Below are 26,236 nucleotides of genomic sequence, written 5' to 3'. Positions count from 1 at the left end.
CTTCTCCCTGTCCGTCTCCTGTGGAACCCGCGGGGGAGGATACGCGTCTTCCAGGGGTTGCCTGTGCGGCAGGGGTGAGCGACATGGGGCTCGCCTCACCACCTGCGGGCGACGTAAACCTCCGCGACGCGTAACGTGGCGCACCATGAAGATCCTGATCAGCGCCGACATGGAGGGCGCGACCGGAGTGACCTGGCCGGCCGACGTGCTGCCGGGCACACCGCAGTGGGAGCGGTGCCGTGCGATGTTCACCTCGGACGTGAACGCCGCCGTGCTGGGCTTCTTCGACGGGGGCGCCGACGAGGTACTCGTCAACGAGGCCCACTGGACCATGCGCAACCTGCTCCTCGAGCAGCTCGACGAGCGCGCACAGATGCTCACCGGCCGGCACAAGTCGCTGTCCATGGTCGAGGGCGTCCAGCACGGCGACGTCGACGGCATCGCGTTCCTCGGCTACCACGCGGGCGCGGGCCAGGAGGGCGTTCTCGCCCACACCTACCTCGCCAACTCCATCACCGGGGTGTGGCTGAACGACGTGCCCGCGAGCGAGGGACATCTCAACGCGCACGTGGTCGCCGAGTACGGCGTCCCCGTCGTCCTCGTCACCGGCGACGACGTGGCCTGCGAGGACGCCCTCGGCTACGCTCCTCAGGCGCTGAAGGTCGCGGTCAAGGACCATGTCTCGCGCTACGCGGCCGTGTGCCGTACGCCGACCCGCACGGCCGCCGACATCCGGGCCGCCGCCAAGGAGGCGGCTCAGCTGGCGGTCCGTCAGGAACCGGTGCAGGCAGGGCCGTTCACGATCGCGGTCGAGTTCGACGCCGAGCATCTCGCGATGGCCGCCACCGTGGTACCGGGGGTGCGGCGGATCGGGGAGCGGAAGGTGGCGTACACCAGCGAGACCATGTACGCGGGAATCCGTACCTTCAAGGCGGTCACCACCATCGTCTCGGCCGCCGTGGAGGAGCAGTATGGCTGACCAGCAGGCACTGGACGAGGTCGTCCGGTTCACTTCCGACCTCATCCGCATCGACACCACCAACCGGGGCGGCGGAGACTGCCAGGAGCGCCCCGCCGCCGAGTACGCGGCCGAGCAACTGGCCGGGGCCGGCCTTCAGCCCATGATGCTGGAGCGCACCAAGGGCCGTACGAACGTCGTCGCCCGCATCGAGGGCAGCGACCCGTCGGCGGACGCGCTGCTCGTCCACGGTCATCTGGACGTCGTGCCCGCCGAGGCCGCCGACTGGAGCGTTCACCCCTTCTCGGGGGAGATCCGCGACGGGGTCGTCTGGGGGCGCGGCGCGGTCGACATGAAGAACATGGACGCGATGATCCTGGCCGTGGTGCGGGGCTGGGCCCGGCAGGGTGTACGGCCCCGGCGGGACCTAGTGATCGCGTTCACCGCCGACGAGGAGGCCAGTGCCGAGGACGGCTCCGGGTTCCTCGCCGACGAGCACGCGGAGCTCTTCGAGGGGTGCACGGAGGGGGTCAGTGAGTCGGGGGCGTTCACCTTCCACGACGGCGCCGGGCGGCAGATCTACCCCATCGCCGCGGGGGAGCGAGGCACAGGCTGGCTGAAGCTCAGCGCGCGCGGCCGGGCCGGGCACGGCTCCAAGGTCAACAAGGAGAACGCGGTCACCCGGCTCGCCGCCGCCGTCACCCGCATCGGCGAGCACGAGTGGCCGCTGCGGCTCACCCCGACCGTCCGCGCGGCCCTCGCCGAACTCGCCGCGCTCTACGGCATCGAGACGGACCTCACCGACGTGGACCGGCTGCTGGAGAAGCTGGGTCCCGCCGCCAAGCTGGTCGAGGCGACCGTCCGCAACAGCGCCAACCCGACCATGCTGGAGGCCGGTTACAAGCTCAACGTGATCCCGGGGGAGGCCGTGGCCTACGTCGACGGCCGCTATCTGCCCGGCGGCGAGGAGGAGTTCCGGACGACCCTCGACCTGCTCACCGGCCCCGACGTGGACTGGGAGTTCAGTCATCGCGAGGTCGCCCTCCAGGCACCGGTGGACTCGCCGACGTACGCCAGGATGCGTGCCGCCGTCGAGGAGTTCGCGCCGGAGGGGCACGTCGTGCCGTACTGCATGTCCGGCGGCACGGACGCCAAGCAGTTCTCCCGCCTCGGCATCACCGGGTACGGGTTCGCGCCCCTGAAGCTCCCGGAGGGCTTCGACTACCAGGCCCTGTTCCACGGGGTCGACGAGCGCGTCCCCGTCGAGGCACTGCACTTCGGCGTGCGGGTACTCGACCGCTTCCTGCGTACGGCCTGAGCAAGTGGGGGAGAACGTGCAGACGTCGGCATACGGTTCCTGGCCCTCGCCCATCGACGCGGCGCTCGCGGCCGCGCACGACGGGCACCCCGAATGGCTGGGCTTCGTCGGGGACGAGGTGTGGTGGACCGAGCCCCGGCCCACCGAGGGCGGTCGCCGCACCCTGGTGCGCAGGCGCGCCGACGGGCAGGAGGAGTCGGTGCTGCCCGCGCCGTGGAACGTGCGCAGCCGGGTCATCGAGTACGGCGGCCACCCCTGGGCCGGCGCGGTGGTGGCCGGCGAACCGCTCGTCGTGTTCGTGCACTTCGCCGACCAGCGGCTGTACCGGTACGAGCCCGGAAGCGAGCCGCGTCCCCTGACACCGGTCTCCCCGGTGGGCGGCGGACTGCGCTGGGCGGAACCGCAGTTGAGACTCGACCTGGGTGAAGTGTGGTGTGTCCTCGAGGAGTTCACCGGCGACGGGCCCACCGACGTCCGCCGGGTCCTCGCCGCCGTACCGCTGGACGGCTCGGCCGTGCGGGACCGGGACGCGGTGCGCGAACTCACCGACGACCGCCATCGGTTCGTCACCGGCCCCCGCATCTCTCCCGACGGCTCGCGTGCGGCCTGGCTCGCCTGGGACCACCCGCGCATGCCCTGGGACGGCACGGAACTGGTTGTCGCGGACATCGGCTCCCACGGCACGCTCGTCGAGCCCCGCACCCTGGCCGGCGGTCCGGAGGAGTCGATCGCCCAGGCCGACTGGTCGCCCGACGGCCGTCTCCTGTACGCGAGCGACCGCACCGGCTGGTGGAACCTCTACCGCGACGGTGAGCAACTCTGCCCGCGCGAGGAGGAGTTCGGCGGCGCCCTCTGGAAGCTCGGCCACCGCTGGTTCGCGCCCCTGGACAGCGGACTGATCGCCGTTGTACACGGCAGCGGCTCGACCGCCCTCGGGATCCTGGACCCCGAGTCCGGCGAACTCGTCGACGCGGCAGGGCCCTGGACCGAGTTCGCGCCCACCCTCGCGGTGCACGGCGAGCGGGTCGTCGCCGTCGGCGCCAGCCCCCGCACCGCCTACGAGGTCGTGGAGCTCGACACCTGCACCGGCCGCGCCCGGGTGATCGGCGCCCCGCACGACGACCCCGTCGACCCCGTGTACTACCCCGAGCCCCTGATCCGCGTCTTCACCGGACCGGACGGCCGCGACATCCACGCCCACGTCTACCCGCCCCACCACCCCGGACACCGGGCGCCCGGCGGCGAGCTGCCGCCCTACGTCGTCTGGGCGCACGGCGGACCCACCGGACACGCGCCCCTCGTGCTCGACCTCTCGATCGCCTACTTCACCTCGCGCGGCATCGGGGTCGCCGAGGTCAACTACGGCGGCTCGACCGGGTACGGGCGGGAGTACCGCAACCGGCTGCGCGAGCAGTGGGGCGTGGTCGACGTCGAGGACTGCGCCGCCGTCGCGCTCGCCCTCGCCGACGAGGGCACCGCCGACCGCGACCGGCTCGCCGTCCGCGGCGGCAGCGCGGGCGGCTGGACCGCGGCCGCCTCGCTCACCGCGACCGACGTCTACGCGTGCGGCACGATCGTCTACCCGATCCTCGACCTGGCCGGCTGGGGCACGGGGGAGACCCATGACTTCGAGTCCCAGTACCTGGAGAGCCTGGTCGGACCGCTCGCCGAGGTCCCCGGCCGGTACGCGGAACGCTCGCCCGTCGAGCACGCCGACCGGGTCACCGTGCCCTTCCTGCTGCTCCAGGGCCTGGACGACGTGATCTGCCCGCCCGCGCAGTGCGAGCGGTTCCTGGCCCGGATCGCCGGCCGACAGGTGCCGCACGCGTACATCGCCTTCGAGGGGGAGGGGCACGGGTTCCGTCTGGCCGAGACGATGATCCGGGCGCTGGAGGCCGAACTCTCCCTGTATGCCCAGGTGTTCGGGCTGAACCCGCCCGGCGTACCGACATTGGAGCTCATCAGGTGAAGGAACTCGTCAGGCCGTCCAGACTCACCCCGGGCGCGCGCGTGGCCGTGGTCGCGACCAGCGGGCCGGTGCCCGAGGAACGGCTCCAGGCGGGCCTGGACATCCTGCGCGGCTGGGATCTGGACCCCGTCGTGGGACCCCATGTCCTCGACCGGCACGGCGAGTTCGGCTACCTCGCGGGCACGGACGCCGACCGGGCGGCAGATCTCCAGAACGCCTGGTGCGACCCGTCCGTGGACGCCGTGCTGTGCGCCCGCGGCGGATACGGCGTGATGCGCATGGTCGAACTGCTCGACTGGAACGCCATGCGCGCGGCCGGTCCGAAGGTGCTGGTCGGGTTCAGTGACGTGACCGCGCTGCACGAGGCGTTCGCCACCCGGCTCGGCCTGGTCACGCTGTACGGTCCGATGGCCGCCGGCATCGACTTCATCAAGAACGCGCGGTCCCAGGAGCATCTGAGGTCCACGTTGTTCGCGCCGGAGACGGTCCGCACGATCGCTTCCGGCGGCAGGGCCCTCGTCCCCGGCCGGGCCCGCGGTGTCATCCTGGGCGGCTGTCTGTGCCTGCTCGCCTCCGAACTGGGCTCCGCGTACGCCCGGCCCGGCGCCCGCGGGGGCCTGCTCTGCCTGGAGGACGTCGGCGAGGAGACGTACCGCCTCGACCGCTATCTGACCCAGCTCCTGCGCGCCGACTGGTTCGACGGGGTGCGCGGGGTGCTCCTCGGGTCCTGGGAGAGGTGCGAACCGTACGAGAGGGTGCGCGCCCTGCTCATCGACCGGCTCGGAGGACTCGGCGTGCCCGTCGTCGAGGAGTTCGGATTCGGGCACTGCGAAGGGGCGTTGACGATCCCGTTCGGGGTTGCCGCCGAGCTCGACGCCGACGCGGGCACGCTGACGCTGGAGGAACCCGCCCTCCACTGAAACTCCGTCAGAAACACCCGGTCGGGCGATTGACCTCCTCTGACACGTGTCACACCATGACTACCGGTCGGTAAGTATCGGGTTGTGTCCCCTGTGTGGAGGTATCTCCGTGTCCCGTCGTGTGCTCGGACATTCCGTCCCGCTCGCGCTCCTGCTCGCCGCCGCGCTCACCACCCCCGCCCCCGCGACAGGCCAATACACCGTCAGCGCACTGAAGTTCACGATCCAGGCCGGCAGTCGCAGCTGCACGATCGACGCCGACCTGTACCGCCCTTCGGGTGTGGAGCGGGCGCCCGCCGTGCTCACCACCAACGGTTTCGGCGGCAGCAAGTCCGACGGTTCCACGGACGCCACCGCCAGGGCCTTCGCCCAGCGCGGCTATGTCTCGCTCGCCTGGTCGGGGCTCGGCTTCGGCAGGTCCGGCTGTCTGATCTCCCTCGACGATCCCGGCATCGACGGGACGGCCGCCTCGGCGCTGATCGACTTCCTGGGCGGGAGGCGTGCCGCCGACGACGGGACCAGGGCCGACTTCGTCACCCTCGACGGCCCGGGCGACCCGCGGGTCGGCATGATCGGAGGCTCCTACGGAGGCGCGATCCAGCTGGCGACCGCCGCCGTGGACCACCGGGTGGACGCGCTCGTGCCGATGATCACCTGGAACGACCTGGCGTACGCACTGGCCCCCAACAACGCGACGCGCGGCGGGAGCGTCCCCGGTGCCTTCAAGTGGCAGTGGGCCAACGGCTTCTACCTCATCGGCGAGAGCCAGCCGCTGACCGAGGTGAACCTCGACCCGTCCCGGATCAACTCCCTCGGCTGTCTGCACTTCGTGACCGAGGCCTGCGACACCGTCCGTACGCTCAACTCCGGGAGCTTTCCGGCGGCCCGCACGGCCGAGTTGCTCGACTACTCGCGCAGTGTCTCGCCGGTGTCGTACCTGCGCCGCGTCAAGGCCCCCACCCTGCTCATCCAGGGGCAGGCCGACAGTCTCTTCAATCTCAACGAGGCGACGGCGACGTACAAGACGCTCAAGGTGCAGGGCACGACGGCCAGGATGATCTGGCAGTCCGGAGGGCACAGTGGCGGTCTCACCGATCCGGCGGCCGGTGAACTCAACCTGGTCCAGGGCAACTTGGAGACCAGTTATGTCGGCCGGCGGGTCCTCGCCTGGTTCGACCGGTACCTGCACGGGCAGCGGAACGTCGACACGGGCCCGGGCTTCGCCTACTACCGCGACTGGATCACCGACCCGAACGGCACCTACGCCACCGCCGACCACCTGCCCGTGCTCAGCCAGAAGCTCTACCTCTCCGGGGACGGCAAACTCGTCGACAACAGCAGGAAGGTGACACCGGGCAGCCGGTCGTACAGCAACCGGCTGGTTCCGACGAGCCATTCGGAGAGTTCGCTGTACGGCGCCCTCGGCCTCCCGGACCCGGCGCCGTACGACACCGCGGGCACCTACGCCGACTGGACCAGTGCGCCGCTGCCCCGGACCCTCGACGTCGTCGGTGCCCCGAAGGTCACCCTCGAGGTGAGTTCCCCGAAGGCCGAGCGGACGCAGGACTCGGGCGACGCCGCCGACAAACTGGTGCTGTTCGCCAAGATCTACGACATCGCTCCGAACGGCACGAAGACGCTCGCCCACCGGCTGGTCGCCCCGGTCCGGGTGCCCGACGTGACGAAGCCGTTCACGGTGACCCTGCCGGGGGTCGTCCACCGCTACGAGAAGGGGCACCGGCTCCAGTTCGTCATCGCGGCGAGCGACGACGCCTACTTCGGGAACCGGGGGATCAAGCCGGTGACCGTGGTGAGCGCGCCCGGGCGGGCCGGGGTGCTGGAGCTGCCGGTCGCGGGACGGTGAGTCACCCGGAGGGCAGCTCTCACCGTGCGTGACCGAGACTTCGGGCTCACCCTGGTCGCATGAGCCCGAAGACCTCCGCAGGCGGCACCACCAAGGACAGGAGCGGGGCGATGACGCCCGCCAGGGTCGTCGTCCTGCTGCTGGCCGTCCTCGCCCTGACCTTCATCTTCGAGAACACCCGGGCGACGAGGATCCGGCTGCTGGTCCCCGAGGTGACGATGCCCCTGTGGACGGCTCTGCTCGCCACCGGCCTCATCGGCGCCCTGTGCGGGGCGTATTTCATGAAGCGGCGCGGCTAGGACCGCCCGGCGGATCGTAGGGTGGCCAGATGCCGCACACCGCTTCCCGCTATCTCGCCGAAGGCCCCCGCGTGGGCATACGCCACTTCACCTACGAGGACGGCGCCGAGTTCACCGCCCGGGCCCGGGAGAGCAAGGAACTCCACCAGCCGTGGCTGTTCCCGCCCGACAGCGAGAGTGCCTATCTCGCCTACGCCGGCAGGCTGATCGAGGACCGGACCAAGGCGGGGTTCCTGGTCTGTGAGAAGGACGGCGAGCTGGGCGACGGGGCCATCGCCGGGTACATCAACATCAACAACATCGTCGAGGGCGGCTTCCTGTGCGGGGCCCTGGGCTACGGCGCCTTCGCGCACGCCGCCGGACGCGGGCTGATGCGCGAGGGGCTGAACCTCGTGGTCGACCACGCCTTCGGTCCGATGCGGCTGCACCGCCTCGAGATCAACGCGCAGCCCCGGAACACCGCCTCCCTCGCCCTCGCCCGCAGCTGCGGCTTCCGGCGCGAAGGCTTCTCACCGAAGATGATCTACATCGACGGGGACTGGCGGGACCATGAGCGCTGGGCCATCACCGCCGAGATGCGGGCTTCCGGTTGATCTTCATGGTGTCGAGGTCCGTGACCGTCGACTTCAGGTCCCGGAAGCCGTAGCCGAGATCCCGCAGCGTGCCCTCGGCGCGGTCCTCGGCGATCGCCCCCGCCATCTCCTCGCCGTCCGCCGCGTCCGAGACCACCACGTACCGCATCGAGAAGTGCTTCAGCGGCGCCGGCTCGTACGACAGCGAGCCCTCCTCGGTGAACCGCATGCTCGCCATGCCGTGGTCCGCCGCCTCGGCGAGCAGCCGGACGCGGGCCTCGTCGGTGAGCCCGTCCCAGGTTCCGCGCACGATCACCCGGTAGGTGTGCTGCTCACTCACTGTCGCTCCCTCGTCAATCTCCGTGGACGGTCGACTGTACGTCGGCGAGGATGATCCGCATGCGGAATATCGTCGTGCTGGACGCCCCCTCCAATCTCGGCCTGCGCCCGCCCGCCCCCGGCACCGTGCCCGGCTGCTACAAGCTCGCCGGCGCTCTCCGCGAGCAGCGGATCGTACAGCGGCTGCACGCCCTGGAAGGCGGCGTGGTGGTGCCGCCGCGCTACGACCGCGGGGACTGGCAGGAGGGTGACGGTGTCTTCAACGCCGCCGCGATCGCCTCGTACACCGTCAGGCTCGCCGACCGCATCGAGCGCCATGTGCGCGCCGGGGATTTCCCCGTCGTCCTCGGCGGCGACTGCTCCATCCAGCTCGGCGCCTCGCTCGCGCTGCGCCGGGTCGGACGCTACGGTCTGGCCGCGATCGACGCCTCGCCGGACTTCCGGCACACCGGCAACTCCGACCGGATCGGCGCGGCGGGCGGCGAAGAGGTCGCGCTGGCCACAGGGCGCGGGCAGGAGGACCTGACGAACCTGGAAGGCCTGCGGCCTTATCTGCGGGACGAGGACGTGCGGTTCTTCGGGATCCGTGACGAGTTCGAGGAGGACCGGGCCGAGCTCGCCGCCCTGAAGATCCCGGTCGTGACCGTCGGCGACCTCCGGGGGTGGGGCGCCGACGCCCTCGCCCGGGCCACCGCCCAGGCCTTCGAGATCCCCGAGATCGACGGCTTCTGGGTACATCTGGACGCCGACGTCCTCGACCCGTCCGTCATGCCCGCCGTCGACAGCCCCGACCCGGAGGGGCTCCTGCCCGCCGAACTCACCTCCCTGCTACGGCCGTTGCTCGCCTCCCCCTCCTGCGTCGGCCTCAACATCACCATCTACGACCCCGACCTGGACCCCGAGGGCACGGCCGGCGCGCTGCTCACCGACATCGTCGTGGACGCCTTTGCGCAATCCTGACCGGCAGCTCCCCTGGCCGACTCACGGGGGCTGAGGCGATCAGCGAGCTGTGGAGCCGCGTCAGCGACGAACCGCTGCCGCCGTGCCACGACTTCCGGATGCGGCCCGAGACCCAGGGAGCCCGTCCCTCTAGCCGACGTTGCGGTCCACGTACTCGTACACCACGCCGTCCGGATGCATCGCGATCAGATTGCGGCCCACCGGCGTCGGTACGGGGCCTGCGATGACGCGGGCGCCCAACTCGCTGAGCAGTTGGTTGGCCTCGTCGACGTCCTTCACCGCGATGGTCGCCGCGACCTTGCGCAGTACCTCCAGCTCGGCCTCGGGGCCGCTCATCAGCAGGAAGCAGCCCACCGCGGCCACCTGGACGCCGCCGCGCTCGAAACGGAGAGCCTTGGCGCCCGCCAGCCGTTCGTAGAAGACGACCGCGGCCTCCAGGTCATCGACACAGACACGCAGCGTGGTTCCCAGAATGTCCATGCGGACGAGCCTAATTGGGGCGGCCGGGCGGCGGAGATCGTTTCACGCGATCCTCCCGACCCGACCGCCCGCACCGCACAGGTGGCCCCGGCGTTATGCGCACGCCTGTGCGGGTACCCGGCGGCCATGGAGCGCTTGGATCACCTGGAGCATCTGGACAAGCATCTGGTCGACGAGCTGGCGAAGGTGGCGCGTGAGACCGTACGGGACGAGCTGCGCGAGCAGACGCGCAAGCAGCGCCGTACGGCCACGCTGTACGCCGCGTCCGGTGCCGTCGCGCTGTACGCGGGAGCGGCCCTGGCCCTTGCCGTGGGACTCGCCCTCGCTCTCGGGCTGCCCGACTGGGCCGCCGCGCTGATCACCGCCGTGATCCTGGGGGCCGTGGCCTATGTGCTGCGCGGTGCCGCCAGGCCCGCCGCGTCCCGGCCCACGACCGGGCAGGCGGAGACGGTGGCCGCGCCGCCGAGCGGGCTCGGGACGCCGTATCCGCCCATGCCGCCGGTCGCCCCCGGGGCACCGGGCACATCGGAACCCGCCGCGGCGCCGCGGCAGGACGACACCGACCCCGAGCAGCCGCATCACCGGGCGTGACGCGTGGTGCGCGACGCAGGGAAGGAACGGGTGTGAAGCGCGGCAAGGTCGTCGTGGTGACCGGGGCCAGCGGCGGTGTGGGACGGGCCACGGCCCGGGCCTTCGCCGAACGCGGGGCCCGGGTCGCCCTGCTGGCCCGGGGCCGCGAGGGCCTCGCGGCCGCCGCCGACGAGGTGCAGCAGGCGGGCGGTGAGGCGCTCGTCGTGAGCGTCGACATGGCCGACTCCAAGGCGGTCGACGACGCGGCCCAGAAGGTCGTGGACGCCTTCGGGCACATCGACGTCTGGGTCAACAACGCCTTCTCCGGGGTCTTCGCGAGGTTCACGGAGATCACGCCGGACGAGTTCCGGCGAGTGACCGAAGTGACGTACCTCGGCTATGTGTTCGGCACCCGGGCCGCTCTCCACCACATGCTGCCACGGGACCGCGGGACCGTCGTGCAGGTGGGATCCGCGCTGGCCTACCGGGGCATTCCGCTGCAGTCGGCGTACTGCGGGGCCAAGCACGCCATCCAGGGCTTCAACGAGTCCCTGCGGTGCGAGCTGCTCCACACGCGCAGCGGTGTCCGTACGACGATGGTGCAGCTGCCGGGCGTCAACACACCCCAGTTCGACTGGGTGTTGAACCGGATGCCGGGGCGGGCGCGTCCGGTCGCACCGGTGTATCAGCCGGAGGTCGCCGCTCGCGCGATCGTGCACGCGGCCTTCCACGCGCGGCGGCGGGAGTACTGGGTCGGCGGGTCCACGGTGGCCACGCTCATCGCCAACGCGGTCGCGCCGGGCGCGCTGGACCGATACCTCGCGCGCACCAACGTCGAGGCGCAGCAGGAAGAGGGGGAGCACGGCGGCCCGGGGAACCTGTGGGTGCCCGCGGACGGGCCGCACGGACGGGACTTCGGGGCCCACGGGCGGTTCGACGAGGAGGCTGTGTCCAGCAGCCCGCAGGACTGGCTGTCCCGGAACCGGGGACGCATGCTCGTGGCCGCCGCGGCCGGTGGGCTGGGCGCCGCGGTGACCGCCGGGCTGCGGCGTCGGGGCTGAGCCCCGACGCGGGCTGGTCGTGCGGTGACGCGGGCTGGTCGTGCGGTGGGGAGCAGCGGTGTTCAAGCCACCCGGTACTCCTCCACCTCCTCCGTGCGCAGCGTGAGGCCGTGTCCCACTCCCGCCACCGGGCGGACCGTGCCGCCCGTCGGATCCAGTGCCCCGTCGAAGAACATGTCCTCGATGCGGACGTGGTCGTGGAACCACTCCAGATGCCGGATGTTGGGGATCGCGGCGGCCGCCGCAGCGTGCGCGTGCGGCGCGCAGTGGGTGGAGATCTCCAGGCCGTGGGACTGGGCCAGGGCCGCCGCGCGCAGGAACTCCGTGATGCCGCCGCAGCGGGTCACGTCCACCTGGAGACAGTCCACCGCGCCGGCCGTGATCATGCGGGCGAAGTACGGGAGGTCGTAGCCGTACTCGCCGGCCGTGACGTCACAGACGAGTGCGTCGCGGACCAGGCGCAGACCGGTCAGGTCGTCGGAGGACACCGGCTCCTCGAACCAGCCGACGCCGTGCTCCACCAGGGCGTTGCCCACCCGGATCGCCTGCTTGCGGGTGTACGCGCCGTTCGCGTCGACGTACAACTCCGCGTCCGGGCCGATGACTTCGCGGGCCGTCCGGACCCGGGACAGATCGCGCGGGACCGCGCGCCCCCAGCTCTCGCCGATCTTCAGCTTGACGCGGGGAATGCCCTGACCGTGCACCCAGCCGTTGAGCTGCGCGGCCAGATGCGTGTCGTGGTACGTCGTGAAGCCGCCGCTGCCGTAGACGGGAACGCGTTCGCGGGCCACGCCGAGCAGGTGCGCCAGCGGGAGCTCCAGAAGGCGGGCCTTCAGGTCCCACAGGGCGATGTCGAGGGCCGAGATCGCGCAGGCCGCGATGCCGGGGCGGCCCGCGTTGCGGACCGAACGGCACATCGTCTCGTGCAGCGCCGGGATGTCCAGCGCGCTGCGGCCCTCGACCAGCGGGGCGAGGTGCTCGGTGAGGAAGTCGCCGACCGCGGCCGGGCCGTAGGTCCAGCCCGTGCCGGTCTCGTCACCCGTCGTCACCTCGACGATCACCATGGTCGTGGTGTCCCAGGACAGCGTGCCGTCGGCCTCGGGGGCGTCGGTCGGCACCGTGAACACCGAGACGACCGGCCTGAGGAGTTTCATCGTTCACCCCTGCTGGAGCTGGGGCAGCACCTTCGTACGGTAGAAGTCGAAGAAGCCGCGCTGGTCGGGTCCGATCTGGTTGACGTAGACGCGGTCGAAGCCCGCGTCGGCGAACGCGCTCAGCGCGGCGACGTGCTCGTCCACGTCGTCCCCGCACACCGCCTTCTCGCGCACCATCTCCTCGGTGACCAGCGGCTCCAGCTGCTCGAAATGGCTCGGCGAGGGCAGGATCTGGGCCATCTCACCGGGCAGGAACTGGTTGAACCACAGCTTGCGGACCGTACGGACGCTCTCGTCCCGGTCGACGCCGTAGCAGACCTTCGTACCGCCGATGACCGGCTTCCCGCCCCCGCCGCCCTTGCGGAACTGCTCGACCATCGACTCGTCGGGCGTCATCGTGATGTAGCCGTCGCCGACCCGGGACGCGAGCGCCGTGGCCGCCGGGCCGAAGCCGGAGATGTCGATGGGCACGGGCTCGTCGGGGACCGTGTAGAGGCGGGCGTTCTCCACCGTGTAGTGCGTGCCGTGGTGGTTGACCTCCTCGCCCGTGAACAGGCGCCGCATCACCTGGATCGACTCCTCCAGCATCTCGAGCCGGATGTGCGCGGGCGGCCAGACATGGCCGAGGACGTGCTCGTTGAGGGCCTCCCCGGAGCCGACGCCGAGGCGGAAGCGGCCGTTCGTCATCACGGCCGAGGTCGCCGCGGCCTGCGCCACGACCGCCGGGTGGATCCGCACGGTCGGGCAGGTCACGGCCGTCTCGATCGGAAGAGAAACCGCCTCCGAGAGCGCCCCGATCACCGACCACACGAAGGGACTCTGGCCCTGAGCGTCGTTCCACGGGTGGTAGTGGTCGGAGATCCACAGCGAGCCGAAGCCCGCCTGCTCCGCCATCCGCGCCTGTTCGACCAGCTCCGCGGGACCGAACTCCTCGCACGACAGGAAATAGCCGTATTCGGGCATGGGGGTACCTCCGTCGGCTCCATGAATAGGGGGCTTCGTCCGAGTACCCGGCGGCCCGTACGGAAACCGGCGTTTGGGCGCCCTGGCCAGGGGGACGCGGAAGGCTCCCGAGGTACGCGACAGCCCCGGAGGCGAACCGTGAGTCGACCCCGCATCGTGATCGTCGGTGCCGGCTTCGCCGGGTACCGGACGGCCAAGGAACTGTCCCGAAAAGCCCGCGGCAAGGCCGACATCACCCTGCTGAACCCGACCGACTACTTCCTGTATCTGCCCCTGCTGCCCCAGGTCGCCGCCGGGATCCTGGAACCCCGGCGGGTGACCGTCTCCCTCTCCGACACGCTGCCGCAGGTGCGGCTGGTGCTCGGCGAGGCCGACGGCATCGACCTGGACGGACGCACCGTCCACTACACCGACCCCGAGGGCACCGGCGGCACGCTCGGCTACGACCGGCTGGTGCTGGCCGCCGGAAGCGTCAACAAGCTGCTGCCCATCCCCGGCGTCGCCGAGCACGCGCACGGCTTCCGCGGTCTGCCCGAGGCGCTGTATCTGCGTGACCACGTGACCCGGCAGGTGGAACTCGCCGCGGCCGCCGACGATCCCGAGACCTGCGCCGCCCGGTGCACCTTCGTCGTGGTCGGCGCGGGTTACACGGGCACCGAGGTCGCCGCGCAGGGCCAGCTGTTCACCGACGCGCAGGTGCGCAGGCATCCGCTGCGCAAGGGCATGCGGCCGCGCTGGCTCCTCCTGGACATCGCGGAGCGGGTTCTGCCCGAGCTCGACGAGCATCTCTCCCGCACCGCCGACCGCACGCTCAGGGAACGGGGCGTGGAGGTGCGGATGGGCACCTCCGTGAAGGAGGCCACGCCGGACGGAGTGCTGCTGACCGACGGTGAGTTCGTCGCGACACGGTCGCTGGTGTGGTGCGTGGGTGTACGGCCCGATCCGCTCGCCGAATCGCTCGGGCTGCCCATGGAGCGCGGCCGGCTGCTCGTCGATCCGAACCTGCAAGTACCGGGGCGGCCCGAGGTGTTCGCGTGCGGTGACGCGGCCGCGGTGCCCGATCTGGAGAATCCGGGGCAGTTCACGCCGATGACGGCGCAGCACGCCTGGCGGCAGGGGCGTACGGCGGCGCTCAATGTCGCCGCCTCCCTGGGCGCCGGTGTGCGCCGCCCCTACGAACATCGGGACCTCGGCTTCGTGGTGGACCTCGGCGGAGTGAAGGCCGCCGCCAACCCGCTGGGCGTCCCGCTGTCCGGCCTCGTGGCCGGGGCCGTCACCCGCGGCTACCACCTCGCCGCGATGCCGGGCAACCGCGTCCGGGTCGCCGCCGACTGGCTGCTGGACGCCGTACTCCCGCGCCAGGCCGTCCAGTTGGGCCTCGTACGGTCCTGGTCGGTACCGCTGGACACGGCCTCTCCGGAGCTGGCACGGGTCCCGGGCCGACCGCAGGCCCGCCAGAACGCCGACGCGCGCTCGGGGCCCGGGGCGGCGACGGAGCAGGAGACGAGGCCGGGGCGCAGGGCGATCGAGCCGGCCGCGCCCGCGGTGGAGGAGGCCGAGCCGGGGGTTCCCGCGGTGGAGCAGACCGATGAGTGGGAGCCGACCGAGGTGGCGAGCGCGGGCGAGGCGGTGATCTCGGAGGCGAAGGCGCGCGAGGCGGCCGAGCAGGAGTCGCCCGAGCGGCGGGGGCCTGAGCGGAGGGCGCCAGAACAGAAGTCGCCTGAGCAGAAGGCGCCCGAGCCTGCGAAGAACCAGCCCGGCGGTGAACCGGCGAAGAAGCAGCCCGGCCCCGAGCCCGCGAAGAACCAGCCCGGCCTCCACCCCGCCAAAAGCCAACCCACCCCCGAGCCCGCCAGGAACCAACCCGACGGTGAGCCGGCCAAAGCCCCCGGCCCCGTCAAGCGCACCGACGCGGATCCCGCAGAAGGAGACTCATGAACACCGGTGAACTCGTCGAACTCGGACAGCAGTTGCGCGTGGACAGTGTGCGCGCCGCAGGGGCCGCGGGCTCCGGGCACCCGACCTCCTCGATGTCCGCCGCGGACCTGATGGCCGTACTCCTCGCGAACCACTTCCGCTACGACTTCGACCGCCCCGAACACCCCGGCAACGACCGCTTCGTGCTGTCCAAGGGCCATGCCTCGCCGCTGCTGTACTCCGCGTACAAGGCGGCCGGCGCCGTCGACGACGAAGAGTTGCTGACCTTCCGCAAGCTCGGCAGCCGCCTCGAAGGACACCCGACGCCGCGCAAGCTGCCCTGGGTCGAGACGGCCACCGGATCGCTGGGCCAGGGGCTGCCGGTGGGCGTCGGCATCGCGCTGTCGGGGAAGCGCCTTGACCGCACCGGCTACCGCGTGTGGGTGCTGTGCGGCGACAGCGAACTTGCCGAGGGCTCGGTCTGGGAGGCCGCCGAACACGCCGGTCACGAGCACCTCGACAACCTCACCGCGATCGTCGACGTCAACCGGCTCGGCCAGCGCGGCCCCACCCGGCACGGCCACGACCTCGACGCCTACGCCCGCCGCTTCCAGGCCTTCGGCTGGCACACGGTCGAGGTCGACGGGCACGACGTGGACGCCGTCGACCGCGCGTACGGCGAGGCCGAGTCCACCAAGGGCCAGCCCACCGCGATCCTCGCCCGCACCCTCAAGGGCAAGGGCGTCGCCGACGTCGAGGACCGCGAGGGACTGCACGGGAAGCCGCTGAAGAACGCCGACGACGCCATCGAGGAACTCGGCGGCGTACGTGACCTCCGTGTCCAGGTGCACGAGCCGCCGGCCGCCCGCTTGCTGCACGCCGTCCGCTCCGGGCACCTGGAACTGCCCCGATGGGACACCGGTGAGGAAGTGGCGACCCGGAACGCCTACGGGCAGGCCCTCACCGCCCTGGGCACCGGACGCGGTGACGTCGTCGCCCTCGACGGCGAGGTCGGTGACTCCACCCGCTCCGAGTTCTTCGCCAAGGAACACCCCGACCGCTACTTCGAGTGTTACATCGCCGAGCAGCAGATGGTCGCGGCCGCCGTGGGACTCGCCGCGCGCGGCTGGGTGCCGTACGCCGCCACCTTCGCGGCCTTCCTCACGCGCGCCTACGACTTCGTGCGCATGGCCTCCATCAGCGGGGCCGGCATCAACCTGGTCGGCTCGCACGCGGGCGTGGCCATCGGGCAGGACGGGCCCAGCCAGATGGGCCTGGAGGACCTGGCGATGATGCGGGCGGTGCACGGCTCGACCGTGCTGTACCCGTGCGACGCCAACCAGACCGCCCACCTGGTCGCCGAGATGGCGGGCCTGGACGGCATCCGCTATCTGCGCACGGGCCGCGGCGAGAGCCCGGTGATCTACGGCCCCGACGAGGACTTCCCGATCGGTGGCAGCAAGGTGCTGCGCTTCTCCCAGAGCGACCGGCTGACGGTCGTCGCCGCGGGCGTCACCGTGCACGAGGCACTGAAGGCCGCCGAGGCACTGGAGCAGGAGGGCATCCGCGTCCGGGTCGTCGACCTGTACTCGATCAAGCCCGTCGACCGCGCCACCCTGCGGCAGGCCGCCGAGGACACCGGCTGCCTGCTGACCGTGGAGGACCACCGCGAGGAGGGCGGTCTCGGCGACGCCGTCCTCGACGCGTTCGCCGACGGCCGGCCGGTACCGCGCCTGGTGCGCCTTGCCGTCCGTACGATGCCGGGCTCGGCCTCGCCCGAGGAGCAACTGCACGCCGCGGGCATCGACGCCGAGTCGATCGCGGCCGCCGGACGGCTGCTGGTGGAGCAGGCGATCGTGCCATGACCGGGGACGACGTACGGACCGTACGGGCGGGGAAGCACACCGTCGAGGTGCACCGGCCGGACAAGGTGCTCTTCCCCGGCGGCGACGGCGCCAAGGAGTACACCAAGGGCGATCTCGTCGACTACTACCGGTCCGTCGCGCCCTTCATGCTGCCGCACCTGCGGGGCCGTCCGCTGATGCTGGAAAGGCATCCGGACGGCGTCACCGGCCCCCGGTTCATGCAGAAGAACACCCCGGACTCCTACCCGGAGTGGATCGGTCGCGTCGAGGTGCCGAAGGAGGGCGGAACCGTCTGCCACACCGTCTGTGACGACACCGCCACCCTCCTTTACCTCGCCGACCAGGCTTCCCTCACCCTTCACCGCTGGCTGTCCCGGGCCGGCAGCGTCGAGCGGCCCGACCGGATGGTCTTCGACCTCGACCCGGCCGGGGACGACGACTTCGCCGCGGTCCACGAGGCGGCCCGGCAGCTCGGGGAACTGCTCGACGAGCTGAAACTGCCCTCGGCACTGATGACCACCGGCTCGCGCGGGCTGCATGTGATCGTGCCCCTCAACGGCCGGCACGACTTCGACGAGGTCCGGGAGTTCGCCAAGGACGTCGCCGACACCCTGGTCGCCGACCGTCCCGACCGGCTCACCACCGCCGCCCGCAAGAAGGACCGCGGCGACCGGCTCTACCTCGACGTACAGCGCAACGCCTACGCGCAGACCGCCGTCGCACCCTTCACCGTACGGGCGAAACCCGGCGCGCCCGTGGCCACCCCGATGGCCTGGGACCAGCTGGACGACCCGGACCTGGACGCACGCCGCTGGACCATCGCCGACGCGGTCGAACAGGCCCGCAGCAATCCCTGGGCCGGGGTCATGGCCAAGGGACGCGCCCTCGGTCCCGCCCGGCGCAGGTTGAACGCGTTGATGCCCTCTTGAAGGTTTGGCGAAGGAACGAGCGGCCACCCGAGGTGAGAGGTGGCCATGTCGAACACAAAAAACTCATCGGAATCACAGAATTCACGAAATGCCCCTGAGCGGGCAGAAAAGGACACCGAAGAGAGCGTGGCTGAAAACCGGCGGCCGAACCCCATGGAGGTGCTGCGCAACGCGCGCACCCAGCTGGCCGAGCTGACCGGCATGGCCGCCGAGAACGTGTCGTCCTTCGAACAGACGGAGGACGGCTGGGCGCTCGAGATCGAGGTCCTGGAGCTGTCCCGCGTGCCCGACACGATGAGCCTGATGGCGAGCTACCAGGTCGAGCTCGACCCCGACGGACAGCTCACCGGCTATCGGCGCGTTCGCCGTTATGAACGCGGGCGCGCGGACGCACACAGGCAGGGCGGCCGTTAGGCCGCCCACCCGCACAGACATCCGTTCACCAGCACACAGAAGAGGAGGCGCGGCCGATATGACCGTTGTCCCGGCACAACAGGGCGGTGGCGGAGGTGGCTCCAGCGGCCTCTACGACGTTCTGGAACTGGTCCTCGACAGGGGTCTCGTCATCGACGCGTTCGTACGGGTCTCTCTGGTCGGCATCGAAATCCTGAAGATCGACGTCCGGGTCGTCGTGGCCAGCGTCGACACCTATCTGCGCTTCGCCGAAGCGTGCAACCGGCTGGACCTGGAGGCCGGGCCGCGCAAGGACCCCGGCCTGCCCGACCTGGTCGGCGAGATGACCGAGTCCGGCGCCCGCGGCAAGTCCAAGGGAGCGCTCTCCGGTGCCGCCGAGACCATCTCCGGTGCCTTCAAGCAGGCCCGTGAGGAGGGCCAGCCGGAGTCCAGGCCGCGAGCCCGCAAGGCGACGTCCTCGTCCTCGCGCCGGAAGGAGGAAGAGGAGTGAGCACGTATGTGTACGGCATCACCGCCGCCTCCCACCCCGCGCTGCCCGAGGGCCTGGGAGGGGTCGGCGACCCCGCGCTTCCGGTGCGGGTGCTGACGGAGGGCGATCTGGCGGCCATCGTCAGTGACTCCCCCGAAGGGCTGCGGCCCAAGCGACGTGACCTCCTCGCCCACCAGAACGTCCTGAGCGAGGCGGGCGCGGGCGGCTGCATCCTGCCCATGCGGTTCGGCAGCGTGGCGCCCGACGACGGCACCGTCACCGGGGTGCTCGCGGAACGCTCCGAGCACTACAAGGAGCGCCTGCGGACCCTCGACGGCAAGGTCGAGTACAACGTCAAGGCCACGCACGACGAAGAGGCCGTACTGCACCGCGTGATGTCCGACAACCCGGAGATCCGCGCCGTGACCGAGGCCAACCGGCAGGCGGGCGGCGGCAGTTACGACGAGCGCCTCAGGCTCGGCGAGATGGTCGTAGCCGCGGTCAAGGCCCGTGAGGCCGAGGACGCCGACGAGGTGCAGCGCGCCCTGGAACCGCTCGCCGACGCGATCAGCGTGGGCCCCGAATCCTCGGGCTGGCTCGCCAACGTGTCCTTCCTCGTGGAGCGCGACGCGGCGGCGTCCTTCCTGGAGGCGGTGGACCAGCTGCGCAAGGACCATCCGCACCTCGACCTGCGGGTCAACGGTCCGCTGCCGCCGTACAGCTTCGTCGACCCGGGCCCGGCCGAACCCGCGGGCACCACGGTCGGCATCGACCACGCGGAGGAGTGAGGCGGCGATGGGTCTCATCGGAGAGGTGCTGCTGCTGCCGTTCGCCCCGGTACGCGGCAGCGGCTGGGTGATCAGACAGGTGCTGAACGAAGCGGAGCGCCTCTACTACGACCCGGCCACGGTCCGGGCCGAACTCGCCCGGCTCGAGGAGCGACTCGAGGCGGGCGAGATCGACGAGGAGGAATTCGACCGACAGGAGGACGAACTCCTCGAACGACTGGAGATCGGCCTGCGCGGCGGCGCGGGGACTGGCGACGGGACGACACTATGAACCGAGTGGGAATGGGCCTCGCGATAGGGGCCGGATACGTCCTCGGACGTACGAAAAAACTGAAGTTCGCCTTCGCCGTCGGCACCCTCGTGGCCGGCAAGCGGATGCACCTCAGCCCGAAGGCCGTGGCTGACCTGGTCTCCCAGCAACTGCTGAAGAACCCGCAGTTCAAGGAGATAGGGGACACGCTCCGCGAGGACCTGCGAGGCGTCGGCAAGGCGGCCTCGGGTGCCATGGTGGAGCGGCAGATCGACGCGATCGCCGACCGGCTGCACGGCCGTACCGCCGAGGTCCGCGACCAGCTCTCGGGCGTGGTGCCGGAGGTGCCCGGCCTCTCCGAGGACGAGGAGTCCGAGGGCGACGAGGAGCCCCGCGAGGAGGAGACTGGGGACACGGAGGCCGAGGCCGACGAGGAGCCCTCGGACGAGTACGAGGACGACGAGGCCGACGAGGCCGGGGACGAGCAGGACGAGGCTCCGGCCGCGGCGAAGAAGACCGCCAAGAAGGCCCCCGCCAAGAAGACCGCGCAGAAGGCGCCGGGCCGCAAGCCGCCCACGAAGAAGACGGCGCAGAGCCAGGGCCGTACGGCCGGCAAGAAGACCGCGGCCAAGAAGACCACGGCGAAGAGGACGGCCGCCAAGAAGGCGACCGCGGGTGGCGGGGCAGGCCGAGGTGCCCGGGCCCGGCTGCCGAAGGGAGGCGGTGAGTGATGACCGAAACGCTCGGATCCGCCGGCAAGGCGACTGACAAGGCGAAGAACAACCCGCTCACCGACGTGGCCCACAGCGAGGCCGCCGACCGGCTCAAGGCCGAGCTGCAGGAGTACGTCTCCGCGCAGGCCCAGCGCATGCTGGTCGGCGTCGGCCGCAAGCTGGGCGAGACCACCGGCAAGCTGAACGACATCGCCGAGGGCAACAGCCCCGGCTTCGGCAAGCTCGCCCTCGACGGCGGCCGCAAGCTCGCCGAGGGCAAGGGACCACTGCGCTCCGCGGTGGAGGTCGGTGCCACCCGTGCGAAGGACAACGTGGTCGGCGCGCTGAAGAACCTCGGCGGCGGCAAGGGCAAAGGCAAGGGCAAGGGCGGCGCGGGCCAGAAGCCCACGGTGATCATCGAGTTCATCGACGTCGGCGTGCCGCTGCGCACCGCCTACGACCAGTGGACCCAGTACCAGGACTTCTCCACCTTCGCGAAGGGCGTCAAGAGCGCGAACCGCGCCGACGACACCCACACCGACTGGCAGGCGAAGATCTTCTGGTCCAGTCGCGGCTGGAAGGCGACCACCACCGAGCAGGTCCCCGACGAGCGGATCCAGTGGACGTCGGAGGGCGCCAAGGGCACGACCAAGGGCGTCGTCTCCTTCCACAAGCTCGCCGACAACCTCACCCGTGTCCTGCTGGTGATCGAGTACTACCCCCAGGGCCTGTTCGAGAAGACCGGCAACATCTGGCGCGCCCAGGGCCGCCGGGCCCGGCTGGACCTCAAGCACTTCGCCCGCTTCATCACCCTCAAGGGAGAGGCGGAGGACGGCTGGCGCGGCGAGATCGAGGACGGCGAGGTCGTCAAGAGCCACGAGGACGCGGTGGCGGAAGAGGAAGAGGCCGAGGGCACCGAGGAGGAAGAGGAAGAACAGGAAGGCCCGTACGCCGAGGACGAGACCGAGGACGAGCCCGAGGACGAGGGCGAGCCCGAGGACGAGTACGAGGAATACGACGAGGAGGCCGAGGAGGAGCCCGAGGAAGAGGCTGAGGCCGAGGCGCCCGCGGACGAGGAAGACGTGCCCGAGGAAGAGGAAGAGGAATACGAGTACGCCGAGGGCGGGAGCCGACGATGAGCATGCCCAGCCGGCTCCCGGATCCGTACGGCCAGGGGAGCGGCGCCAACCTGGCCGACATCCTGGAGCGTGTGCTGGACAAAGGCATCGTCATAGCGGGGGACATCCGCATCAACCTTCTCGACATCGAGCTGCTCACCATCAAACTGCGGCTCATCGTCGCCTCGGTCGACAAGGCCAAGGAGATGGGTATCGACTGGTGGGAGGACGACCCGGCGTTGTCCACCCGCGCCCGCCGTGACGAACTCACCCGGGAGAACGCCGAGTTGCGCGAGAGGCTCGCGCGCCTGGAGGAGCTGGAGCCCAGCCGCCGTGCCGAGGAGGAGAGTTCATGACCGGACTGCGGTACGTGTACGCCGTCTGCCGCCCCTTCGGCACCCCGTTGCAGGCCCAGCTGGCGGGGGTGGCCGGTGATCCGCCCAGACTGCTGCATCACCACGACCTGGTGGCCGTCGTCAGTCATGTGCCGGAGCGGGACTTCGCCGAAGAACCGCTCCACAGGCATCTGGAGGACCTGGAGTGGCTCAGCACGACCGTGCGTGCCCACCAGAGCGTGATCGACGCGCTCACCGTCGTCACCACCCCGCTGCCGCTCAGGCTCGGCACCGTCTTCCGTGACGACAGCGGCGTCCGGGTGATGATCGAGGAACGCGAGGAAGGCTTCCGGCGCACCCTCGACCGGCTGAAGGGCCGGGTGGAATGGGGCGTCAAGGTGTACGTCGAGCCGGCGGCCCCGGCCCGTGCGGAGACCACCGAGACGCCGGCCAAGCCGGTCTCGGGCCGGGACTATCTGCGGCAGCGGCGCCAGCGGGTGCGTTCGCACGAGGACATGTGGCAGCAGGCGGAGGCTTTCGCGACCCGGCTGCACGAAAAGCTTTCCGCTTACGCCGAGGACGCGCGGCTGCACGCCCCGCAGAACCCCACGCTTTCCGGGGCCTCAGGGCAGAATGTTCTGAATGCCGCCTATCTCGTACCGCGCGGCGAGTCCGAGGAATTCGTGGAAATGGTGGACCGGACCAAGGACGACGTCCCGGGAATGCGTGTGGAACTCACAGGGCCCTGGGCGGCCTATTCCTTCGCGGGGGAGGAACAGCAGCCGTGACCGTCATCGAACGCCGTGAGGTGGCCCTCGTCGACCTGCTCGACCGGCTGCTGGCCGGCGGGGTCGTCATCACGGGGGACATCACCCTTCGCATCGCGGACGTCGACCTCGTGCGCATCGACCTGAACGCGCTGATCAGCTCGGTCAACGCCCAAGTCCCCTCACCGTGGGAGGAGTTGCTGTGACTACCCGACGCAACCGGCTGGACCTGGAGCCCGACACGGTCGAACGTGACCTGGTCAAGCTCGTGTTGACCGTCGTGGAGTTGCTGCGGCAGCTCATGGAGCGCCAGGCGCTGCGCCGGTTCGACGTGGGCGACCTGAGCGAGGAGCAGGAGGAGCGGATCGGGCTCACCCTGATGCTCCTCGACGACCGCATGACCGAACTGCGCGAGCGGTACGGACTGCGGCCCGAGGACCTGAACCTGGACCTCGGGCCGCTGGGACCGTTGCTTCCCCGGGAATGAATTCCGGGGAAGGTCACCACCTGTACCAACGACCCCTGCTTCCGGCCGATGTCGTCCCACGCATCAGGAACCCCAGCAACCACAGTACGAGCACAGCCAGTGCGATCCACCAGAGAATCTTCACTGCGAAACCGGCGCCGAAAAGAATCAGCACCAGAAGCAGCACGAGCAGGATGGCAATCATAATGTGAACCTCCTGCATTCCTGAGTTTCCCGGAATCTGCGTTTCAGACTTCCTTTCGGCACAGAATTTCTCCGTGCAGCACACAGAACCAGCCGTCGTCCTTCTTGCCCCAGTCCCGCCAGGCGTCCGAGACGGCCCGCAGGCGCTCCGTGGTGGCGTGGCCGCCCTCGGTGGCCCGCTGTGCGTACGCCGAGGCAACCGTGCGGTCCGCCCACAGCCCGCTCCACCACTCCCGCTCCTCGGCGGTGGAGTAGGTCCAGGTGCCGGAGCTCGCCGTGATGTCCGTCAGACCCGCCCGCAGCGCCCAGGACTTCAGCCGCCGCCCGGCATCCGGCTCACCGCCGTTGGCCCGGGCCACCCGGCGGTACAGGTCCAGCCAGTCGTCCAGCCCCGCGGAGGCCGGGTACCAGGTCATGGCCGCGTAGTCCGAGTCGCGTACCGCGATGAATCCGCCCGGCCTGGTGACCCGCCTCATCTCGCGCAGCGCCCGCACCGGGTCTCCGACGTGCTGCAGCACCTGGTGGGCGTGGACCACGCAGAAGGTGTCGTCCTCGAAGTCCAGGGCGTGCACGTCCGCGACCGCGAAGTCGACGTTCGTCAGATGCCGCTCGGCCGCCGTGGCGCGGGCCTGGTCCAGGATGCCGGGCGCGTGGTCGACGCCCGTGACATGCCCGTCCGGGACCAGGGCCGCCAGGTCGGCGGTGATCGTGCCGGGCCCGCAGCCGATGTCCAGGATCTTCATGTGGGGCTTCAGTGAACCGAGCAGGTAGGCGGCTGAGTTGGCGGCGGTGCGCCAGGTGTGCGAGCGCAGCACGGACTCGTGGTGGCCGTGCGTGTAGACGGCGGTCTCCCGCGGCTTGTCCTGCGCCTTGTCCTGCGATTCCGGCATGACTGAGCTCCCCTTTTCGACATGTCCGTCGGTACGCAGAACCGTACGCCCGTATGTCGAATGGTGAGACCCGTGTATTGCCATGTGGACTGACGGGCGATCAGTTCCCGGGCAGAGGGCGGTACACGGTGAGTGCCTCCGGCAGCTTCTCCAGCGTCACCGCGCCCTCCACGTCGGTCACCTCACCGTCGTAGGCGAGCAGCGTGCCCGGCGCGACGCCCGACAGATGCAGTCGCCCCACCTGGACCGCCGCGTGGGCGGGGGACCGGGTCAGGGGGCCCGCGACCGCGGCGGCGAGCAGGCGCAGCGCGGGCCGGCGTCCGCCGTGCACGACCCGCACGTCGAACTGTCCATCGGCGAGGTCGGTGCGGCGGCCGGGGGTGAGCCCCATCCGGTGATAGGTGCCGTTGCCGACGAACAGCAGCCACAGCGGCCTGGTCCGGCCCCGGAACCCGGCCTCCAGCGGATGCCGGTCGGCCCGCAGCACCCGCAGCGCCCCGACCACCCCGGCAGGCCAGCCGCCGACCCGGCGCGACCAGCGCTCCCGCTCGCGCACCAGCTCCGGATACACGCCCAGGCTGCACGCGTTGACGAAGACACCCTCGCGGCCGTCGCTGCTGAACCGGCCCGCGTCCACGCGCACGGCCTCGCCCTGCTGGACGGCCCGGGTCAGGTCCCGCGCTCCCTCCACGCCGAGGTCGTAGGCGAAGTGGTTCAGGGTGCCGCCGGGCAGCACCGCGAGCGGTACGCCGTGCCGCAGGGCGATCTCGGCGGCCGCGTTGACCGTGCCGTCGCCGCCGCACACGCCGAGCACCGTGGCACGGGCCGCCGCCTTCTCCAACTCGGCCCGCACGTCCGTCGGTTCGCACTCGACGATCTCGGCCAGCGGCAGCCCGTCGTGCAGGGCGCGCACCCGGTCGGCGGTGCCCGAGGCGGTGTTCGCCACCATCACCAGACCCTCGCCGTCCGGCAGTGCGGGCACCTGCGCACGGGGCCGGGCCGGCGGTACGACCTGGGCGCGCGTCGGCACCAGGCCCCGTACGGCGAACGCGGCGCCCGCGCCCAGCGCCGCACCGGCCAGGACGTCGCTCGGGAAGTGCACACCCGTGTAGACCCGGGAGAGCGCGACCGACCAGGCGGCCGGGGCCACGGCGGCGCCCCAGGCCGGGGACTCCAGCGCGACGCCGGTCGCGAAGGCCGCCGCCGACGCGGAGTGGCCGGAGGGGAACGAGGTCGTGATCGGCTGCCGCTTCAGTTGCCGGACCAGGGGGACCGGGTCCAGGACGGGGCGGGTGCGGCGGACCGAGCGCTTGCCGAGGGTATTGATGGTCAGGGAGGCGAGGGTCAGGGAGGCCAGGCCCCGGGCTGCCGCACGGCGGGAGCGCGGGGTGCGGCTCGCGGCCATCGCGGCGGCGGTGGCGAACCAGAGCACGCCGTGGTTCGCGCTTCTGCTCAGTCGGGGGAGGATCGGCTCGGCCGCGGGCCAGTTCCGGCCGGCCGCGAACTCGAAGAGACGGGAGTCCAGGGCGAGGAGGCGGTCGCGTAGGAAGCGGGGGCCGGGGCGGCGGGCGGTGAGGTCTACGTCTGGGCTCATGGTGAGTCGGGTACCCGCAACCGGCGGGCATGCGCCGCGCCCCTGGACCCCTTGCCCGGTACCAAGCAATATGGGTTTGCCCTGGTCCCG

At 71.1% G+C, this 26,236-nt stretch carries 30 protein-coding genes; 23 read left to right on the top strand and 7 right to left on the bottom strand.

The features are described 5' to 3' along the window. The first annotated feature begins 145 nt into the window (after positions 1 to 145). The 7 genes from RNB18_RS22275 (at position 146) to RNB18_RS22245 (ending at position 7,921) form a co-directional block, all read left to right on the top strand. Positions 146 to 979 carry a M55 family metallopeptidase gene (locus RNB18_RS22275; RefSeq protein ID WP_311715859.1) on the top strand — a complete coding sequence of 278 codons (834 nt, stop codon included), beginning with the start codon at positions 146 to 148 and terminating at the stop codon, positions 977 to 979. Continuing rightward, positions 972 to 2,276 carry a M20/M25/M40 family metallo-hydrolase gene (locus RNB18_RS22270; RefSeq protein ID WP_311715858.1) on the top strand — a complete coding sequence of 435 codons (1,305 nt, stop codon included), beginning with the start codon at positions 972 to 974 and terminating at the stop codon, positions 2,274 to 2,276. The genes RNB18_RS22275 and RNB18_RS22270 overlap by 8 nt, the downstream gene beginning before the upstream one ends. A gap of 4 nt (positions 2,277 to 2,280) precedes the next feature. Further along, positions 2,281 to 4,245, top strand: coding sequence for a S9 family peptidase (locus tag RNB18_RS22265; RefSeq protein WP_311715857.1), 1,965 nt, complete (start codon positions 2,281 to 2,283; stop codon positions 4,243 to 4,245). Beyond that, positions 4,242 to 5,165 carry a S66 peptidase family protein gene (locus tag RNB18_RS22260; protein ID WP_311715856.1) on the top strand — a complete coding sequence of 308 codons (924 nt, stop codon included), beginning with the start codon at positions 4,242 to 4,244 and terminating at the stop codon, positions 5,163 to 5,165. The genes RNB18_RS22265 and RNB18_RS22260 overlap by 4 nt, the downstream gene beginning before the upstream one ends. A gap of 109 nt (positions 5,166 to 5,274) precedes the next feature. Beyond that, on the top strand, positions 5,275 to 7,029 hold the full coding sequence (locus RNB18_RS22255; RefSeq protein WP_311715855.1) for a CocE/NonD family hydrolase: 1,755 nt from the start codon (positions 5,275 to 5,277) through the stop codon (positions 7,027 to 7,029). 59 nt (positions 7,030 to 7,088) lie between these two features. Beyond that, a complete protein-coding gene (locus RNB18_RS22250; RefSeq protein WP_311715854.1) occupies positions 7,089 to 7,328 on the top strand; it encodes a LapA family protein in 240 nt (79 codons plus the stop codon). Between the two features lie 29 nt (positions 7,329 to 7,357). Further along, positions 7,358 to 7,921 (top strand): GNAT family N-acetyltransferase, encoded by a 564-nt coding sequence (locus tag RNB18_RS22245; RefSeq protein ID WP_311715853.1) that lies wholly within the window; start codon positions 7,358 to 7,360, stop codon positions 7,919 to 7,921. On the opposite strand, the gene RNB18_RS22240 is transcribed toward RNB18_RS22245, so the two are convergent. Further along, positions 7,893 to 8,240 (bottom strand): DUF6204 family protein, encoded by a 348-nt coding sequence (locus RNB18_RS22240; protein ID WP_311715852.1) that lies wholly within the window; start codon positions 8,238 to 8,240, stop codon positions 7,893 to 7,895. The genes RNB18_RS22245 and RNB18_RS22240 overlap by 29 nt on opposite strands. Before the next feature lie 59 nt (positions 8,241 to 8,299). Between RNB18_RS22240 and RNB18_RS22235 the strand changes: the two genes are divergently transcribed. Further along, on the top strand, positions 8,300 to 9,199 hold the full coding sequence (locus RNB18_RS22235) for an arginase family protein (RefSeq protein ID WP_311715851.1): 900 nt from the start codon (positions 8,300 to 8,302) through the stop codon (positions 9,197 to 9,199). A gap of 129 nt (positions 9,200 to 9,328) precedes the next feature. On the opposite strand, the gene RNB18_RS22230 is transcribed toward RNB18_RS22235, so the two are convergent. After that, positions 9,329 to 9,679, bottom strand: coding sequence for a VOC family protein (locus RNB18_RS22230; protein WP_311715850.1), 351 nt, complete (start codon positions 9,677 to 9,679; stop codon positions 9,329 to 9,331). 126 nt (positions 9,680 to 9,805) lie between these two features. Between RNB18_RS22230 and RNB18_RS22225 the strand changes: the two genes are divergently transcribed. Both RNB18_RS22225 and RNB18_RS22220 read left to right on the top strand, forming a co-directional pair. After that, the gene (locus RNB18_RS22225) at positions 9,806 to 10,270 is read left to right on the top strand and encodes a phage holin family protein (RefSeq protein WP_311715849.1); all 465 of its coding nucleotides are present in this window, start codon (positions 9,806 to 9,808) and stop codon (positions 10,268 to 10,270) included. A gap of 32 nt (positions 10,271 to 10,302) precedes the next feature. After that, positions 10,303 to 11,310, top strand: coding sequence for an SDR family oxidoreductase (locus RNB18_RS22220; RefSeq protein ID WP_311715848.1), 1,008 nt, complete (start codon positions 10,303 to 10,305; stop codon positions 11,308 to 11,310). A 62-nt stretch (positions 11,311 to 11,372) separates the two neighbouring features. Here RNB18_RS22220 and RNB18_RS22215 read toward each other — a convergent pair whose 3' ends face one another. Both RNB18_RS22215 and RNB18_RS22210 read right to left on the bottom strand, forming a co-directional pair. Beyond that, positions 11,373 to 12,464 carry an enolase C-terminal domain-like protein gene (locus RNB18_RS22215; RefSeq protein ID WP_311715847.1) on the bottom strand — a complete coding sequence of 364 codons (1,092 nt, stop codon included), beginning with the start codon at positions 12,462 to 12,464 and terminating at the stop codon, positions 11,373 to 11,375. A 3-nt stretch (positions 12,465 to 12,467) separates the two neighbouring features. Continuing rightward, on the bottom strand, positions 12,468 to 13,427 hold the full coding sequence (locus tag RNB18_RS22210; protein ID WP_311715846.1) for an LLM class F420-dependent oxidoreductase: 960 nt from the start codon (positions 13,425 to 13,427) through the stop codon (positions 12,468 to 12,470). 138 nt (positions 13,428 to 13,565) lie between these two features. Between RNB18_RS22210 and RNB18_RS22205 the strand changes: the two genes are divergently transcribed. The 13 genes from RNB18_RS22205 to RNB18_RS22145 are packed head-to-tail and all read left to right on the top strand — an operon-like array spanning position 13,566 to position 23,479. Then, entirely contained in the window at positions 13,566 to 15,365 is a 1,800-nt protein-coding gene (locus RNB18_RS22205) for an FAD-dependent oxidoreductase (protein WP_311715845.1), read from the top strand. Then, positions 15,362 to 17,209: a transketolase gene (locus tag RNB18_RS22200; RefSeq protein ID WP_311715843.1), complete on the top strand. Its 1,848-nt coding sequence runs from the start codon at positions 15,362 to 15,364 to the stop codon at positions 17,207 to 17,209. The genes RNB18_RS22205 and RNB18_RS22200 overlap by 4 nt, the downstream gene beginning before the upstream one ends. After that, positions 17,206 to 18,138: a non-homologous end-joining DNA ligase gene (gene ligD / locus RNB18_RS22195; RefSeq protein ID WP_311715842.1), complete on the top strand. Its 933-nt coding sequence runs from the start codon at positions 17,206 to 17,208 to the stop codon at positions 18,136 to 18,138. The genes RNB18_RS22200 and ligD overlap by 4 nt, the downstream gene beginning before the upstream one ends. 45 nt (positions 18,139 to 18,183) lie before the next feature. Next, a complete protein-coding gene (locus RNB18_RS22190; RefSeq protein ID WP_311715841.1) occupies positions 18,184 to 18,552 on the top strand; it encodes a gas vesicle protein GvpO in 369 nt (122 codons plus the stop codon). Between the two features lie 58 nt (positions 18,553 to 18,610). Further along, positions 18,611 to 19,042, top strand: coding sequence for a gas vesicle structural protein GvpA (locus tag RNB18_RS22185; RefSeq protein WP_311715840.1), 432 nt, complete (start codon positions 18,611 to 18,613; stop codon positions 19,040 to 19,042). Continuing rightward, positions 19,039 to 19,809: a GvpL/GvpF family gas vesicle protein gene (locus tag RNB18_RS22180; protein WP_311715839.1), complete on the top strand. Its 771-nt coding sequence runs from the start codon at positions 19,039 to 19,041 to the stop codon at positions 19,807 to 19,809. The genes RNB18_RS22185 and RNB18_RS22180 overlap by 4 nt, the downstream gene beginning before the upstream one ends. Positions 19,810 to 19,816: 7 nt before the next feature. Continuing rightward, positions 19,817 to 20,080, top strand: coding sequence for a gas vesicle protein GvpG (locus tag RNB18_RS22175; protein WP_057608236.1), 264 nt, complete (start codon positions 19,817 to 19,819; stop codon positions 20,078 to 20,080). After that, positions 20,077 to 20,790, top strand: a complete 714-nt coding sequence (locus RNB18_RS22170; protein WP_311715838.1) for a DNA primase — start codon at positions 20,077 to 20,079, stop codon at positions 20,788 to 20,790. Before RNB18_RS22175 ends, RNB18_RS22170 begins: the two co-directional genes overlap by 4 nt. After that, the gene (locus RNB18_RS22165; RefSeq protein WP_311715837.1) at positions 20,790 to 21,911 is read left to right on the top strand and encodes an SRPBCC family protein; all 1,122 of its coding nucleotides are present in this window, start codon (positions 20,790 to 20,792) and stop codon (positions 21,909 to 21,911) included. The genes RNB18_RS22170 and RNB18_RS22165 overlap by 1 nt, the downstream gene beginning before the upstream one ends. Continuing rightward, complete coding sequence (locus RNB18_RS22160) at positions 21,908 to 22,246, top strand: gas vesicle protein (RefSeq protein WP_057608233.1); 339 nt, start codon at positions 21,908 to 21,910, stop codon at positions 22,244 to 22,246. Before RNB18_RS22165 ends, RNB18_RS22160 begins: the two co-directional genes overlap by 4 nt. Next, on the top strand, positions 22,243 to 23,013 hold the full coding sequence (locus tag RNB18_RS22155) for a GvpL/GvpF family gas vesicle protein (protein ID WP_311715836.1): 771 nt from the start codon (positions 22,243 to 22,245) through the stop codon (positions 23,011 to 23,013). The genes RNB18_RS22160 and RNB18_RS22155 overlap by 4 nt, the downstream gene beginning before the upstream one ends. Next, a complete protein-coding gene (locus RNB18_RS22150) occupies positions 23,010 to 23,198 on the top strand; it encodes a gas vesicle protein (protein WP_007385868.1) in 189 nt (62 codons plus the stop codon). The genes RNB18_RS22155 and RNB18_RS22150 overlap by 4 nt, the downstream gene beginning before the upstream one ends. Next, positions 23,195 to 23,479: a gas vesicle protein K gene (locus RNB18_RS22145; RefSeq protein WP_311715835.1), complete on the top strand. Its 285-nt coding sequence runs from the start codon at positions 23,195 to 23,197 to the stop codon at positions 23,477 to 23,479. Before RNB18_RS22150 ends, RNB18_RS22145 begins: the two co-directional genes overlap by 4 nt. A gap of 13 nt (positions 23,480 to 23,492) precedes the next feature. On the opposite strand, the gene RNB18_RS22140 is transcribed toward RNB18_RS22145, so the two are convergent. From RNB18_RS22140 to RNB18_RS22130, 3 genes are all read right to left on the bottom strand, one after another. Continuing rightward, positions 23,493 to 23,663 carry a hypothetical protein gene (locus RNB18_RS22140; protein ID WP_062037266.1) on the bottom strand — a complete coding sequence of 57 codons (171 nt, stop codon included), beginning with the start codon at positions 23,661 to 23,663 and terminating at the stop codon, positions 23,493 to 23,495. A gap of 43 nt (positions 23,664 to 23,706) precedes the next feature. Beyond that, positions 23,707 to 24,552 (bottom strand): class I SAM-dependent methyltransferase, encoded by an 846-nt coding sequence (locus RNB18_RS22135; protein ID WP_311715834.1) that lies wholly within the window; start codon positions 24,550 to 24,552, stop codon positions 23,707 to 23,709. A 100-nt stretch (positions 24,553 to 24,652) separates the two neighbouring features. After that, positions 24,653 to 26,146 carry a bifunctional phosphatase PAP2/diacylglycerol kinase family protein gene (locus tag RNB18_RS22130; RefSeq protein WP_311715833.1) on the bottom strand — a complete coding sequence of 498 codons (1,494 nt, stop codon included), beginning with the start codon at positions 26,144 to 26,146 and terminating at the stop codon, positions 24,653 to 24,655. Positions 26,147 to 26,236: the final 90 nt, after the last annotated feature.

This window comes from Streptomyces doebereineriae (assembly GCF_031845645.1).
GTDB classification, from domain to species: domain Bacteria; phylum Actinomycetota; class Actinomycetes; order Streptomycetales; family Streptomycetaceae; genus Streptomyces; species Streptomyces canus.
Note: the sequence above shows the minus strand (reverse complement) of the source record. Positions and strands in the feature narration are given on the sequence as shown.